General features: G+C 73.9%; 13 protein-coding genes. 6 read left to right on the forward strand and 7 right to left on the reverse strand.

What is annotated here, in order from left to right; all coding sequences use genetic code 11:
- Positions 1 to 3: 3 nt before the first annotated feature.
- The 5 genes from DAA34_RS10345 to mraZ all read right to left on the reverse strand — a co-directional run bounded on the left by DAA34_RS10345 (position 4) and on the right by mraZ (position 5,623).
- Positions 4 to 1,554, reverse strand: a complete 1,551-nt coding sequence (locus DAA34_RS10345) for a UDP-N-acetylmuramoyl-L-alanyl-D-glutamate--2,6-diaminopimelate ligase (RefSeq protein WP_234354213.1) — start codon at positions 1,552 to 1,554, stop codon at positions 4 to 6.
- 11 nt (positions 1,555 to 1,565) lie between these two features.
- Positions 1,566 to 3,557 carry a peptidoglycan D,D-transpeptidase FtsI family protein gene (locus tag DAA34_RS10350; protein ID WP_234354214.1) on the reverse strand — a complete coding sequence of 664 codons (1,992 nt, stop codon included), beginning with the start codon at positions 3,555 to 3,557 and terminating at the stop codon, positions 1,566 to 1,568.
- Between the two features lie 34 nt (positions 3,558 to 3,591).
- Positions 3,592 to 4,044 carry an FtsB/FtsL family cell division protein gene (locus tag DAA34_RS10355; RefSeq protein ID WP_106819084.1) on the reverse strand — a complete coding sequence of 151 codons (453 nt, stop codon included), beginning with the start codon at positions 4,042 to 4,044 and terminating at the stop codon, positions 3,592 to 3,594.
- Positions 4,041 to 5,024, reverse strand: a complete 984-nt coding sequence (gene rsmH / locus DAA34_RS10360; RefSeq protein ID WP_106819086.1) for a 16S rRNA (cytosine(1402)-N(4))-methyltransferase RsmH — start codon at positions 5,022 to 5,024, stop codon at positions 4,041 to 4,043. The genes DAA34_RS10355 and rsmH overlap by 4 nt, the downstream gene beginning before the upstream one ends.
- A gap of 167 nt (positions 5,025 to 5,191) precedes the next feature.
- On the reverse strand, positions 5,192 to 5,623 hold the full coding sequence (mraZ, locus tag DAA34_RS10365) for a division/cell wall cluster transcriptional repressor MraZ (RefSeq protein ID WP_106820095.1): 432 nt from the start codon (positions 5,621 to 5,623) through the stop codon (positions 5,192 to 5,194).
- 235 nt (positions 5,624 to 5,858) lie between these two features.
- Between mraZ and DAA34_RS10370 the strand changes: the two genes are divergently transcribed.
- The 6 genes from DAA34_RS10370 to DAA34_RS10395 all read left to right on the forward strand — a co-directional run bounded on the left by DAA34_RS10370 (position 5,859) and on the right by DAA34_RS10395 (position 11,670).
- Entirely contained in the window at positions 5,859 to 6,911 is a 1,053-nt protein-coding gene (locus tag DAA34_RS10370) for an AAA family ATPase (protein WP_106819088.1), read from the forward strand.
- A 6-nt stretch (positions 6,912 to 6,917) separates the two neighbouring features.
- Complete coding sequence (locus DAA34_RS10375) at positions 6,918 to 8,144, forward strand: DUF58 domain-containing protein (RefSeq protein ID WP_106819090.1); 1,227 nt, start codon at positions 6,918 to 6,920, stop codon at positions 8,142 to 8,144.
- A complete protein-coding gene (locus tag DAA34_RS10380; protein WP_158707704.1) occupies positions 8,141 to 10,408 on the forward strand; it encodes a transglutaminase domain-containing protein in 2,268 nt (755 codons plus the stop codon). Before DAA34_RS10375 ends, DAA34_RS10380 begins: the two co-directional genes overlap by 4 nt.
- 149 nt (positions 10,409 to 10,557) lie before the next feature.
- A complete protein-coding gene (locus DAA34_RS10385) occupies positions 10,558 to 10,836 on the forward strand; it encodes a hypothetical protein (protein ID WP_106819094.1) in 279 nt (92 codons plus the stop codon).
- Between the two features lie 106 nt (positions 10,837 to 10,942).
- Entirely contained in the window at positions 10,943 to 11,185 is a 243-nt protein-coding gene (locus DAA34_RS10390; protein WP_158707705.1) for a hypothetical protein, read from the forward strand.
- A complete protein-coding gene (locus tag DAA34_RS10395) occupies positions 11,182 to 11,670 on the forward strand; it encodes an ImmA/IrrE family metallo-endopeptidase (protein WP_106819098.1) in 489 nt (162 codons plus the stop codon). Before DAA34_RS10390 ends, DAA34_RS10395 begins: the two co-directional genes overlap by 4 nt.
- 317 nt (positions 11,671 to 11,987) lie before the next feature.
- Here the strand turns inward: DAA34_RS10395 and DAA34_RS12760 are convergent, their stop codons facing one another.
- Positions 11,988 to 12,764, reverse strand: coding sequence for a GNAT family N-acetyltransferase (locus DAA34_RS12760; RefSeq protein ID WP_407657025.1), 777 nt, complete (start codon positions 12,762 to 12,764; stop codon positions 11,988 to 11,990).
- 99 nt (positions 12,765 to 12,863) lie between these two features.
- A complete protein-coding gene (locus DAA34_RS10405; protein WP_106819102.1) occupies positions 12,864 to 13,274 on the reverse strand; it encodes a hypothetical protein in 411 nt (136 codons plus the stop codon).
- Positions 13,275 to 13,306: the final 32 nt, after the last annotated feature.

Here is a 13,306-nt window from a genome sequence, read left to right on the forward strand (position 1 = left end):
GGATCACGCGGTGGCCTCCTCGAGGGCGCTGCGGGCGACGGTGCGGTCGTCGTGGTCGTGGACGACACCCGCGACCTCCTGGCCGGTCTCGTGCCCCTTGCCGAGGACGACGACGACCGACCCCGCGCGACGGCGCCCGAGGTCGAGCACGGCGGTGCGGACGGCCTCGGCCCGGTCGGCGATCTCGACGATCTCGGCCCCGTCCTCGACCGACCGCGCGCCGTCGAGGACCGCCGCCCGGATCGACGCGGGGTCCTCGCTGCGGGGGTTGTCGTCGGTGACGACGAGGACGTCGGCACCGGCGGCACCGGCGGCACCCATGCCGGGTCGCTTGCCGCGGTCGCGGTCTCCCCCGGCGCCCAGGACGCAGACGAGGTCACCCCGGGCGCGCGGCCGGAGCGCTGCCAGCGCGCTCGCCACGGCGTCCGGCGTGTGGGCGAAGTCGACGACGACCTCGGGCAGGTCGTCGTCGTCGGCGCTGGTGGTGACCCGCTCCATCCGGCCGGGCACGACCGGCGGGACGAGGATCGCCGGGGCGATCGCGTCGATCGGGGTGCCCAGGACGTGCAGGGCCACCGCGGCCAGCGCCGTGTTGGCGACGTTGAAGTCTCCCGGGAGACCGGACCGGAGATCCAGGGCGGTCCCGGCCCCCTCGAGGACGAAGCCGCCCTCGTCGTCGGTCGGCCGCGCCCGCCAGTCGGCGTCGACGCCGTCGACGGTCGCGACGGTCGTGACCGAGACGGAAGCCGTCGTCGCGAGCCGGCGCCCCCACTCGTCGTCGACGCAGACGACCCCGCGGTGGGACCGCGCGGGGGTGAACAGCGAGGCCTTAGCGGCGAAGTACTCCTCCATCGACCCGTGGAAGTCGAGGTGGTCCTGGGAGAGGTTTGTGAAGAGCGCGACGTCGAAGACGATGCCGTCGACCCGGTGGAGGGTCAGCGCGTGGCTCGAGACCTCCATGACGCAGTCGGCGATGCCCTCCTGCGCCATGACGGCCAGGAGCGCGTGGACGTCCGGGGCCTCCGGGGTGGTCCGGACGCTGCGTACCCGGCGCTCCCCGATGCGGGTCTCGATCGTGCCGATGACCCCCGTGGACCGACCGAGCGCCTCGAGCGCGGAGGCGACGAGGTAGGCGCACGTCGTCTTGCCGTTCGTCCCGGTGATCCCGACCGCGCGCGGACGGTGGGTCGCGGTGCCGTAGACGCGCGCGGCCACCTCGGCGAGGCGGGAGCGCGGGTCGTCGACGACGAGGACCGGCACCGGGGCCCCACCGATGATCTGCGCGCCAGCGGGGTCGGTGAGGACGGCGACGGCACCGGCCTCGACGCCTCCTGCGGCGTACGTCGCGCCGTGCGCGTTCGCCCCGGGCAGGGCCGCGAGCAGGTCCCCCGGGACGACGCCGAGGGAGGACAGGGTCACCCCGGTGACTGCGGTGGCGGCGAGCTGCTCCGCGTCGCTCCCGGCGGCAGGCAGCGCACCGAGATCCGCGGCGATGTCGGCGAGGCGGGCCGGGCTGACGTGGTCCGGGCGCAGGGGTCGGTCTCCGGTCGGCACGAGGGGCAACCCTAGCCGCGGTCCGGGTTGCCCCGGTCGCGCAGCACCTTCGGGTCGTTCGGCGAGGGCGCGCTCGGCAGGACCGTGCGGATGCGAGGCGACCGCGTCCCGGGGGTCGGCGCGATCTGCTCCCGGTGCAGCGCGGCGGTCATCACGTCCCGGAAGACGGGGCCCGCGACGAGACCGCCGTAGTACCCCTTGACGGGGCGCTGGATGATGACCGACACGACGAGCTGCGGGTCCTCGGCGGGCGCGAAGCCGATGAAGCTGGCAGTCTTGCCGGCGTACCCACCGCTCGCCTGGTCGTACCGGTCGGCCGTTCCCGTCTTGCCCGCCACGCGATAGCCGGGGACCCGCGCCTCGGGGGCGGTGCCCTCCGCAGACACGACACCCTCGAGCATGCGGTTGGTCTCCCGGGCCGCCTTGGTCGAGACGACGCGGACGCCCGTCGGCCGCGGCGCCTGCACCCACTCGCCGCCAGGGGCGCGGGAGGCGGACACGAGGGTCGGGGGGAGGCGGACCCCGTCGTTGGCGATGGTCTGGAAGACACCGGCCGCCTGGACGGCGGTCACCGACAGGCCCTGGCCGAACATCACGGTGTACCGCTGGGTGCCGTTCATCTCGTCGACGGGCGTGAGGATGCCGGCGGTCTCCCCGGGGAATCCCGTCCCGCTGGGCGACCCCAGGCCGAACCGTCGGTAGTAGTCGTCGAGGGTCTTCGCCGACATCTTCTCGCCGGCGAGGATCATCCCCATGTTGCTCGACTGGGCGAGCGCCCCCGCGAACGTGAGGTGGAGGGTCCCGTGGGGGTGGCTGTCGCGGAACGAGGTGTCCGAGCGCGGCAGTGTCGGCGGGATGATCATCGGCGTCGACGGTGTGACGACGCCCTCCTCGACGGCCGCGGCGGCGAGCATGACCTTCGCGGTCGAGCCCGGCTCGAAGGTGTCGGTGAAGGCGAGGTTGTCCAGCCGACCCGAGGACGAGCCGACGTGGTTGGGATCGAAGGTCGGGTACGAGGCGAGCGCGAGGATCTCCCCGGTCCTGGCCCGCTGGACGACGACGGTGCCCGAGAGCGCGTCGGTCTCGCGGACCTTCTTGGCGAGCGCGTTCTGGGCGTACCACTGGATGTCGTTGTCGATCGTCAGCCGCAGGTCGCTCCCGCGGCGGCCGTCGACGACCTCGTGGATGCCGGTGGGCAGCCGGTCGCCGTCCTGGCCGATCTCGTACGTCTCGGTGCCGGCCTCCCCCTTGAGGTCGGCGTCCTTCCACAGCTCGACGCCGCCGCCCGGCTTGCCGCCGTCGATGACGAACCCGACGAGGGAGGCCGCGGTCGTCCCCTGGGGGTACTTCCGCTCGCTCTCGCGGGTGCTCGAGATGCCGGGGATGCCGAGCGCGCGGATCTTTCGCCACGTCAGCGGCGAGACGTTCTTCGACAGGATCCGGTAGCGGCTGTCCCCCGTGAGCGCACGTCGCAGGGTGACCTCGTCGATGCGGAGCAGGGGTGCGAGGTCCTTGGCGGCGCCGGCGACGCCGACCGTCCGAAGGCGGTCGTTGACCGTCTTCTCGTACTCGGGCACCGCGGTCTGGTCGGCGGCGACGACCCGTCGCTCGACGCTCTGGGCGAGGACCGTGCCCCGCCCGTCGTAGATCGTGCCGCGCACCGCGGGGATCGCCTGGGTCGCGGTCCGGCCCTGGATGGCCTGCGCGGAGACCGCGGCCGAGTCGAACCCCTGGATCCGGACGAGCTGCGCGGCGAAGATGGACAGGACGAACAGGAGCCCGACGAGCATCCCGCCGATCCGGCGGCGGGTCGGCCGGGGCCGGGCGGCCGAGGGGGACCGTCGCGGGATCGGGCGGCCGCGCGTCGAGCCCGCCCGCGTCGCGGTGGCGCCCTTCGGGACCGTCCGTCGCGGCGCGGCGCGCCCCCGGGCGGGCTTGGCGGACGCCGTCGACCGCCGCACCGGGGTGGCCGGGCGGCGGGCGGTGGGGCGCTTCTGCGTCACGGGACCTCGCGGGTCGAGGGCGGCTGGGTGCTGGTCAGCGGGCGTCGGGGCTCGACGAGCCCGGCTTCGTCACCACGCTAAAGCGGCGGTCGTCGGTCGACGCCTTCGCCACGCCGACGACCGAGTGGTCGGACAGGCGGATGTACGCGGTGGACGTCGCGGGGACCATCCCCATGCCGTGCGCCCGCTCGGCCAGGCGCGCGGGCGCGCTCTGCTCGTCGATCTCCTGGGTGAGCGCCTCCTGCCGGTCGGACAGCTCCGCCGAGCGCGCCTCGAGCTCGTTGTGGCGGAACGAGCCCTGGACGAGGGCCGTGTTGAGCAGGAGGACGGCGAGCAGGCCGGCGACGAGGAGCCCCCCGCACAGCCACCGGAACCACCCGCCGTCGGCAGCGCCGGTCGCGTCGACGACGCGCAGATCACGCCGCGGCCGGGTCCGGCTCGTCCCGGATGGCAGCGGCGCCGGTCGGGCGACGGTCAGCTGGCTCATCGTGCGGTTCCCTTCGTATCGCGCACCCGCTCGGCGGCCCGGAGGCGCGCCGACGCGGAGCGGGGATTGTCGAGCTGTTCGGACTGGGAGGGCGCCTCGGCGCCCCGGGTGAGCAGCCGCAGGTACGGCGCGTGCTCCGGGAGCTCGACGGGCAGGTCCGGCGGGGCGGTGCTCGTGGCGCCGGCGGACAGGACGCGCTTGGTGATGCGGTCCTCGAGCGAGTGGTAGGACAGGACGGCGATGCGACCCCCGGTGCGCAGCCGGCCGACGGCCGCCGGGAGCGCGTCCGCCCAGCCCGACAGCTCGGCGTTGACCTCGATGCGCAGCGCCTGGAAGGTCCGCTTGGCAGGGTGCCCGCCCGAGCGTTGGGAGGCCGCGGGGACGGCCGCCCGGCAGATCTCGACGAGCTCGTGGGTGCGGGTCAGGGGCGCGGTCTCGCGCGCCCGGACGATCCCCTGGGCCACCCGTCGGGCGAAGCGCTCCTCGCCGTGCTCGCGGATGATCCGGGTCAGCTCGTCGACGTCCGCCTCCGCGAGCAGCTCGGCGGCGCTGCGGCCGGTGCTCTGGTCCATGCGCATGTCGAGGGGGGCGTCCTGCGCGTAGGCGAACCCGCGGTCGGCCTCGTCGAGCTGGAGGGAGGAGACGCCGAGGTCGAAGAGCGCGCCGTCGACCTCGGGGATCGCGAGGTCGTCGAGGACGTCGGCGACCTCGTCGTAGGTGGCGTGGACGAGGTCGACGCGGTCGGCGTGGGCGGAGAGCCGCTCCCGAGCGACGTCGAGCGCCTGGGGGTCACGGTCGATCCCGACGAGGCGCGCCTGCGGGAAGGCCTCGAGGACGGCCAGCGCGTGCCCGGCCATCCCGAGCGTCCCGTCGACGTGCACCGCCCCGGGCCGGGAGAGCGCCGGGGCGAGGAGGTCGACGATGCGGTCGCGCAGGACCGGGACGTGCAGCTCGTCGATCGGACGGTCGGTCGGTGCCATCGGTGCTCCTCCTTCGGTCTCTCGTCGGTAGGTGGTCGGGGGTGTGGGCGGTCGTGCGGCCTTCGGTGGCCCCGGCCCTGCCGCGTGGTCCCCATCCGTCCGGTCCGACGCGGGGGAAGACGCGTCGGCGACGAACGGCTGGAGGCCGCACGGCAGGGCCGTGACGATCAGAGGAGTCCGGGCACGACCTCCTCGGACTGGTCGGCGAACGCCTGCTCGGTCGACTCGAGGTAGTCGCCCCAGGCGCCGGAGTCCCACAGCTCGACACGGTTGCCCGCGCCGATGACCGTGAGCTCCTTCGTCAGGCCGGCGTAGGTCCGCAGGGTCGGCGGCACGGTGACGCGCCCCTGCTTGTCGGGGATCTCGTCGAAGGCGCCGGAGAGGAAGACGCGCATGTAGTCCCGGACGGCCTTGGACGTGGTCGGGGCCTGCTGCATCTGCGTCGCGACCCGCTCGAACTCGTCCATCGGGAAGACGTAGACGCAGCGCTCCTGGCCGCGGGTCATGACGAGGCCGCCGGCGAGCCGGTCGCGGAACTTGGCGGGGAGGATCAGCCGCCCCTTGTCGTCGAGCCGGGGCGTGTGGGTCCCGAGGAACACGGTGACCACCTCCCCTTCGACCCGCACCGACACCTCGCTCCGATGTCCTCCACTTTACTCCACTTCTCCCCCGAAGGCACCCAAACAGGGCTCTGATCCCCCACTCATTTGCCCGTCCACCCCCGTCCAGCCGCGAAACGCCGGGCGCGGCAGCCGGTGGAGGACGGTGGAGGGCTCTGCCACAGGTCAGGGGGTTGCAGGCGACGTGGAGGGAAGTGGGGCAGGATGCGGCCCCATGCCGGAGCACGACGCGGAAGGGGACGCGGTGGCCCAGGGGACGGACCCGACCGTGCGGCCTGGCCGGGGTGCATCGCGCCCCGACCGCGAGGAGCGAGCGCAGCGGCTCGGCGAGCTCGCCGATGTCGCCCGACGTCTGCAGGACGCGGTGAACGCCGTCGTCGAGGGGAAGCCGGAGGTCGTGAGGACCGCGGTCACGGTCCTGCTCGCCGGCGGGCACCTGCTGCTCGAGGACGTCCCCGGGGTCGGCAAGACCGTGCTGGCCAAGACGCTCGGGCAGGCCATGGGTGCGACGACGCGACGGATCCAGTTCACCCCCGACCTCCTGCCGAGCGATGTCACCGGCGTCTCGGTCTTCCACCAGGAGCGCCACGAGTTCGAGTTCCGGCCCGGCGCGATCTTCGCCAACGTCGTCATCGGGGACGAGATCAACCGCGCGTCGCCGAAGACCCAGTCCGCGCTGCTGGAATGCATGGAGGAGGGGCAGGTCTCGGTCGACGGCCGCACCCACCTGCTCCCCCGCCCGTTCATCGTCGTCGCGACGCAGAACCCGGTCGAGATGGAGGGGACCTACCCCCTGCCAGAGGCCCAGCGCGACCGCTTCATGGCACGGGTGTCGATCGGCTACCCGTCCCAGCGCAGCGAGGTGGCGATGCTGGAGCACCACGGCGGACGCTCGCCGCTGGCGGACCTGCGCCCCGTGACCGACGCGACGACGGTGGCGCGCCTCGTCGAGACCACGACCTGGGTCCACGCCGCGCCGGCCCTGCGCCAGTACGTCGTCGACCTCGCGACGGCCACGCGCACGAGCAACGAGATCGCGCTCGGCGCCTCCCCCCGGGCGACCCTCCACCTGCTGCGCGCGGCTCGAGCCCGCGCGGCCGTGCTCGGTCGTCCGCACGTCCTGCCGGAGGACGTCCAGGGCGTCGCGGTGCCGGTCCTGGCGCACCGGATCCTGCTGTCGCCCGAGGGGCGGATCGCCGGCCACTCCGCCGAGACGATCGTCGAGGACCTCCTGCGCCGCGTCCCCGTGCCGGCACCGGCCCGCTGACGGCACGTGGGTGCCGTCAGCCGCAGCCTCACCCAGCGAGGCAGGACCGTGCTCGCGTGCGGGGTGGCCCTCGTCCCGTGCGGGTTCGCGCTCGGATCGATCGACCTCGTCCGCATCGGCACGCTCCTGGGCGGGGTGGTCCTCGTGGCAGCGGCGTTCGCCGCGCGGCGGACGCTCGACCTGACCGTCGAGCGTGTCGTCCGCCCGGCACGGGTGCAGGTGGACGAGCCGACGACCGTCACCCTCGTCGTCGCGGCGCCGCGGGGGGGCGCCTCGCCCGCCGTCCGCGCGGAGGAGACGCTCGGTTACGCGCTGGGCGACCGTCCCCGGTTCGTCGTCCCGGGCCTGCGGGGTGACGCGTCGTGCCGGCTGACGTACGGCGTCCGTCCCACCGCCCGGGGCCGGCACCGGCTCGGGCCGCTCGCGGTCGCCCAGGCCGACCCGCTCGGGCTCACCCAGCGCCGCGCGCTCGTCGGGGGCGAGGCGGAGCTCGTCGCGCTCCCCCGGCTGGTCCGCCTCGACGGGCTGCCCGCCGCGGGGGCGATGGCCGTCGGCGAGGGCGCCGCGCGGCACCGGTCCGCGGCGCACGGCCACGACGACGTCACCGTCCGGGAGTACCGGGAGGGCGACGAGCTGCGCCGGGTCCACTGGCCGGCGACGGCGCGCACGGGCGAGGTCATGGTCCGTCAGGAGGATCTGCCGAGCCGACGGTCGGCGACCGTCGTGCTCGACCCCCGCCCGGACCGCCACCTCGGGTCGGGCGCGGTCGGGACGTTCGAGTGGGCGGTGAGCGCGGCGGCCTCGGTGGCGACGCACCTCGCCGGGCGTGGGTTCGACGTCGACCTCGTGGTCGACGACCCTGCCGACGGACCCGGGACGCCCGAGACGATCGTCGACCGGCTCGCTCTCCTCCAGCCCCACGGCGCACGGCTGCCCGAGCTCGTCCGACGGGCGTCGGGACCCCGCTCCGACACCGGTCTCGTCGTGCTCGTCGGTGGCCTCGTCGACGCCGACGACATCCGCGCGCTGCAGCCGCTCGCGACCGCTGGCCGGCGCGCCGTCGCGCTCCTGCCCGACCCGGCCGCGTGGCGGGTCGACGACGCGGAGTCGGCGTCGGGCGGCGAGGCCCTCTCGGCGCTCGCCCGGGCGGGGTGGGTGGTCGCCCGGACCGGGCCGGCGACCGCGGTCGCAGCGGCGTGGGCGGACGCGACCGAGGCCGGGGAGCTCGCGTGATCGCCCGCGCCCGGCCCGGGTCGGCCCTCGTGGCCCTGGTCCTCTCGCTCGCGGCCACCGCGGCGCTCCTGCCGGTGTTCGACGGCCGGGGCTGGTTCAGCCGGTCGATCGGTCTGGCGGTGCTGGTGACGATCACCGGCGTCGCCGCACGCGCGGTGACCCGGCGGTGGTGGGCGGTGCTCGCCGTGCAGCTCCTGGGTCTCGTCGTGGCGTGGGCGTGGACGACGACCGGGTCGCTGTCCCCGGTCGCCGTCGCCGAGAGCGTGGGCGGGCTGATCCGCGACGCCCGGCACACCCTGATGACGTACGCCGCGCCTGCGCCGACCACTCCGGGCGTCGTCGCGGGGCTCTGCCTCGTCACGGGCCTGATCACCCTGCTCGTCGACGGGTTGTCCGTCACCTGCCGGATGCCGGTGCTCGCCGGCGTCCCCGTGCTCGTCGTCCATCTCGCGGGCGCGGCGAACTCGCCCGGCGGCGCACCGGTGCTCGCGTTCGCCGGGGCCGCCGCCGCGTGGCTGACCCTCCTCGCCCTCGACGGCACGATCGAGCTGCGCCGCTGGTCCACCTCGGTGCCGCTCGGCTCCGACGGACGGCGGCGGGACGGGGCCGGGAGCATCACGGCCGCCGGTGCGCTCGTCGCCGCCCTCGCGCTGGCCCTCTCGGTCGCGCTCCCGGCCCTGGCGCCGGAGATGACGCCCCGGTCCGTCACGGACGGTCTCGCGCGTCGCGCTGGCGGGCCCGGGTCCGCAGACGGACCGGTGCGGCTCGAGGACGAGACCGACCTCGCACGCAACCTCACGGCCCGGTCCGAGCGCGTCGTGCTCCGCTACCGCACGAACGACCCGACCCCGGACCCGTTGGCCGTGTCGGTGGCCGCGCTGAACACGTGGGAAGGGGCCTCGTGGTTCGACGGCTTCCGTCCCGGTTCGACCGACGGCCCGACCTCCCCGGCCGGGGCGGGGCTCCCGCCGACCGAGGTCACCCGGCGGCGGGCCGAGGTCCTCGAGAACCACCTCGCTCCTCCTCAGGTCGCAGCGCCCTCCGGGGTGGTCGCGGCGACCGGCCCCGCGCGGATGCGGGTCAGCCCCGCGGGCATCGTCACGACCGCTGGTCGCCTCGACCGGTACGTCCTCACCGTCCGCGACGTCACTCCCTCCCGCTCCCGCCTCGCCAGCCGTGGGACCGGGGACGAGGCCGCGCTCGAGCCGTGGCTGCAGCTCGACCCGGCGTCCGCCACCCGCGTCACCGAGGAGGCCGACGCGGCCGCCGGCGACCGGAGCGACCCGCTCGACGTCGCGACGGCGATCCAGGACCACCTGCGCGGCCCGCCGTTCCGGTACAGCCTCGTGCTGGCGCCGCCGCGCTCCGGCCCCGGGGGCGCGCCGCTCGACCCGGTCTCCCACTTCCTGGAGACCCGGCAGGGGTACTGCCAGCAGTTCGCGGCGGCGATGGTGCTCATGGCCCGGTCCCGCGGCATCCCGGCCCGCATGGTCGTCGGCTTCCTGCCGGGGCGCCCCGACGAGAACGGGGTCCGCACCGTCCTCACCACGGACGCCCACGCGTGGCCCGAGCTGTGGTTCGAGGGTGTCGGGTGGGTGCGCTTCGAGCCGACGCCCGGCGCCTCGGGCAGCTCTCTGCCCCCGTGGGCCGTGCGCGACCGCCGCGCCGACTCGGAAACCCCCTCGTCGAGCCCGACGTCCAGCGACGTCGTCGACCGACCCGAGTCGAGCGCGCCCTCCCGGCGGACCACCGGGCCGGAGGTCGCTGCCGGCACCGCACCCCCCGGCGAGGAGGTCACATCTCCCCGCTCCCCCTCGTGGCCGTGGCTCGGCCTGCTGCTGCCCGTCGCTCTCGTGACCGGGCCGGCGCTGCGACGGGTCGGTGAGCGGCGCGCCCGCTCCCGCGCCGCTGACGCAGCGATGGCGGTCGAGGTCGAGTGGCGCCGTCTCCTGGCACGCCTCGCCGACCTCGGTGTCGTGTCGGACGCGCGGCTCTCCCCCCGGGATCGGGCCGCGGACCTCGCGGGGCGGGCCACCCTGCGCGAGGCGGGGCGCGCACCGCTCGGACGGGTGGTCGCAGCCGTCGAGGAGGCGCGCTACGCGGACCCCGACGAGACGACGATCGACGCCGGGGCGGTCCGGAGGGACGTCGACGCGACGATCGAGGCGGTCACGGCGAACCGGCGCTCGGGCCCGCGCCGCGCTGTGGCCCGGATCCTCGATCGCGACCTGGTGGACCGCTCAGTCGAGGTAGTCGCGCACTAGGGACTGCCCGAACACTGTGCACCGGAACGGATTTCGCCGGATTCTGGACCGGGGTCAGGAGCGCTGTAGTGCGTAATATCCCCGACTAGGGGTGACCCCCGCGACGCGGGAACGTCCGGGGGTCCGACGACAGACATAGGAGGTCTGCCGTGCCCATCACCGTACCCAACTCCGCCCCGTTCGACTGCCCGTCGTGGTGCCGTCGTCACACCGACCCCGAGCAGGACGCTCCGGCTCACGTCGGAAGCGTCACGGTCTGCGGGTTCACCCTCGACGTCGAGCAGCCGCTCGAGGGACCCGGCCGCATCTTCCTGCCCGACGACCTGGTGGACGATCCGGTGCTCTCGTCGCAGGACGCCCTCCGTCTGGTCCCCGCGCTCGTCGCGGCCGCTCTCGCGGTCTCCGGGGGTGCCTCGTGGACGCTCTGACCTGGTACCTCTCCCACGGCTCGCAGGTCGCCAGCATCGGCGCGGTGACCCTGCTGGGGATGCTCGTCGTCGCGATGACGTTCGGGGACCAGCGATGACGCCGCGGGTGAATCTCACCGAGGAGGCCAGGCGAGGCCGGTGCTCGTCCTGCTCCCGACGGGTGAAGAACGACCCCGAGGCGAACGTCGTGTTCGACGCCGGCCGGTTCGCCGGCTTCCTCTGCTCGCGGTGCCAGACGCCCGAGCAGCACCTCGAGGCGACCGTGAACGAGGCGACGGTCGACTACGCGGCCATGACGACGGACGCCTTCGGGCGAGCGATCGCACATGGGAAGGGCGAGCGGCCGTGAGCCCGTCGAGCACTGCGGCCAGGTCTGCTCCGGCGACCTCGACGCTCGTCCCCGTCCCGTGCGCCGGTGACGTCCGGTTCGACCCGTGGGAGCACGTCCGGGCCGCGGGCATCATCGTCTCGGTCCGCGACGACCTGCCCAACGGGTTCTGGGGCGCGACCGACGGGCAGCACATCTGGCTCAACGCCCGCCTCGGGCAGCTCGAGGCGCGCTGCACCCTGACCCATGAGCTCGTCCACCTGTACGCGGGACACTCCACCCGCCAGCCGAAGGCGGTCGAGGATCAGGTACGGCTCACGGCCGCGCTGTGGCTCCTGCCGGACGTCGAGGAGGTGCTCGAGGCGGCCCGGTGGGCTCGGTCGTGGGCCGAATGGGCGCAGGAGTGCTCGGTCGACGAGCCGACGATCCGGTGGCGGATGCGGGCGATGAGCGCCCCCGAGCGGAAGGCGGCCCGAGCAGCGGCACGGGTCGGCTTCTCCGCCTGACCCTCACCCCCGCGCGGCTCTCGACAGGGCATCGGCCGCGCGCGTCACCCCGACACGACAACGGGGACCAGGACGCGAACCAACTCGAACGCCCCCGGTGATTGACCTCTAGGCCTGCGAACCGGCGCAGGTCGCTCGACGCCCTCGGCTGTGCACGGCCGGCGTCGGGTCAGCGGACAGCCTGCTCTCGAATCGAGGGCGGGCTAGACGGCGTGGGCGCGAACAACGCGGGGTCGGTCCTTTGGGGGGGTTCGCCAGTAGTGCGCCCCGGCTCCGGCGGGCGAGCCGTTGACCGTAGCGGCCGCAGGGCCACTCGGCTACCACTCGAGTTCGAGGAGACCGAGCAAGTAATCGTCAACCGCTTCGTCCTCGTTGTCCAAGGCGAATCCGGCCCGTTCGCACCATTTGCGACTGGGCTCATTGTTCGGGTGAACCAGAGCGCTCACCACGACTCGCCGAGACCCGGCCTCTTGAGTCTCCTGCGCGATTCTCTCTAGTGCAAAGTCCATCAGAGCATCGGCGATACGTAGCTGAGGATGCTCCCGACGTGCCTGCAACGACACCCCGCCCACCTGCACGTGTACCGCGTCGATAGCTTCACGCCTCCACGCGATAACCCCGACGAGCCGCCCGTCCAGCTCGGCAAGCAACACCCGTGGGCGCTTCCCTCGCCCGCCGGGCGGACGGAGGGCGCGAATCATGGCTTGTGCCTCCGCCGCCCACGGCTGGTCATACACGCTCCTCCAGCAGGTTTCCGCACTTGGAGAGGGCGCCACAGGGGCGCAGCGAGAACCCTGCAACGCGCCGGTATCCCCTCGCTTCGCGAAACGGAAGGTGAGGGAGACTCCGGTCAACGAGGGAGGTGAAGCGCCCGCTTCGGAGTGCCAACGGACGCCTTGCCGTCGGCCAGCAGTCGCGCTGCTGTCTTTGCGGCTGCATCCTGTCGGCGTCCGTACTCGCGCGCCATGGCGCGATCCTCGCTGCGTTGCGCCGCACGACGCATGAGGGGAGAGGCCCAGCCGGTCGCCCCGGCGGTTCCGATCGCATGACTGGTCACAACTCTCACTCCTTACTCTGTCGTGTAGCGCGTCCATCCGGGCAACGGCCAGATGTCCGTCCCACAAGTGTGGCACACACGCACCACGACCGATACCCGGTGCGCCGGATCAGCCGGAAAGTCGGTCGCGGCAGGGTCAGGCTCCAGGCGGGGAGTCGTAGTAGGCGACGAGCTCTGAGCCAAGGTGCTGCCAGTCGGACCAGCGGGTCTCGGTCCAGCCGCAGAACATCTGCCCCGACTCATCGATGCCCCACCCCTCGTTCGTCAGGTACGGCTGCCACCCGCGATCGACCGGTGCCCACGCGGCCACGATCGGACCGCGGCGGCTCTCGCTCCTGCGGAGCATGTAGATCGGGTCAGGACGTGAGGGACCGAGGAGGCTCGGGAACCGACGGTGCAGGTTCGGGGTCTCCCGCCACGCGTGGCTCAGACCGAACTCGAACCGGAGCTTGTCGGCGGAGATCCAGTCGGTACCAGCGCTCAGTACGCCCAGGGCGAGCCCTTGGGCGAAGTCCTTAGCTTGGTTGTCCGGGGTGCGTCTAGTCATACCTCGACGCTATCGGGCGGTCTCGACAGCGT

Source organism: Janibacter massiliensis, assembly GCF_900289115.1.
Classification (GTDB): Bacteria; Actinomycetota; Actinomycetes; order Actinomycetales; family Dermatophilaceae; genus Janibacter_A; species Janibacter_A massiliensis.